Source organism: Komarekiella delphini-convector SJRDD-AB1 (genome assembly GCF_014831675.1).
GTDB lineage: Bacteria > Cyanobacteriota > Cyanobacteriia > Cyanobacteriales > Nostocaceae > Komarekiella.
This window is the reverse complement of record NZ_VJXY01000186.1, coordinates 1-1139: the sequence shown is the minus strand read 5'-3', so window position 1 is coordinate 1139 and position 1139 is coordinate 1. Positions and strand designations below refer to the sequence as shown.

The 1139-nt window shown below is 40.8% G+C and carries 2 protein-coding genes; both read right to left on the bottom strand.

The features are described from left to right. Window positions 1-11: 11 nt before the first annotated feature. The gene (locus FNW02_RS39430) at window positions 12-563 is read right to left on the bottom strand and encodes an IS630 family transposase (protein ID WP_225226351.1); all 552 of its coding nucleotides are present in this window, start codon (window positions 561-563) and stop codon (window positions 12-14) included. A gap of 11 nt (window positions 564-574) precedes the next feature. Next, a complete protein-coding gene (locus FNW02_RS39425; protein WP_225226350.1) occupies window positions 575-1069 on the bottom strand; it encodes a helix-turn-helix domain-containing protein in 495 nt (164 codons plus the stop codon). Window positions 1070-1139 lie beyond the last annotated feature (70 nt).

Below are 1139 nucleotides of genomic sequence, written 5' to 3'. Positions count from 1 at the left end.
ATACCAATTCTTTATGAAGCTGCGCTAAATAAGGCTTCAAGGATAAAGTCGTAAGAAGTGAGAGAGGCAATCATTTCAGGTGTAATTTCTTTGAGGACATCAGTTAACTTGTGCTGTAGTTGTGTGAGGTTTTTACAATTTTCCCATTGGAGTTTAGATTTGAGAAATTCCCAAAACCGCTCAATTGGGTTGAGTTCAGGAGAGTGAGGAGGTTGAAAAATAGGGATAATGTTATCTGGATAATCGAGAGCTTTCGCTTTGTGAAAAGCTCCTTGGTCGAACTGGATAACCGCGATATCATCACCAAGGTCAACAGACAGCAACTCTAAAAAGTTTTGAAAACAATTACCATTGAGGTAGGGGAACTCATAGAAAAAGCTGTATCCATTTAGGGGTTCTACAACTCCGTATAAATAAAAATTTTCACGCTGCCATTGGCTTAAACCTACAGGTTTAACTCCTCTAGCCGTAATTAAACGTCCTGCAATTGTCTTTAATCCTAAACGTGTTTCATCCTGACACAAGTACCTCAATCGTTTCCCCTCTGCAAACTCCTCCTGCAAGAATTTGAATGCTAGAGGAAGTTTTTTTTAAAGTGAGATAGACTTTGTGGGTGTTGCTTGGAGCTTTGAGGACGAGGCACTTTCAACTTTGCACCCAAACGGTTGTGAACAATTTCATACACTGTTTTGTAGGCAAGTGAAAGTCCTAATTCGCTCTTGAGCCATTCTTGAATTTGACCATAGCTTTGAAACCCAGATGGCTCCTGCAACCGCTTTTTCAAGTGTTCTAAGTTTGAACCACTGATACTCGGAACTTTTCCGGGTGCATGTTTGACTTCAAGCAAGCCCCTTGTTCCTTCATCTTTATACTTTCTTACCCAACGAGTTATGGTTGCTTCATCACGCCCTAAACGTTCTGCAAGCTTACGCCTGCTGTTGACTTGATCACTCTTGAGCCAATAGAGCATTTGCAATCTTTCTTTCCTGCTTGCCGTTGTTGCATGTCTGAGAGCTTTCTCCAATTCTTCTTGGCTTTCTGAAATCTCGATTTGGAATGGACGACTCATCACAAAATCACTAAATGCACCTATCTATAAGTTTGACGTAGTTTGGCGCGTCTTCATACAGAATTGGTAT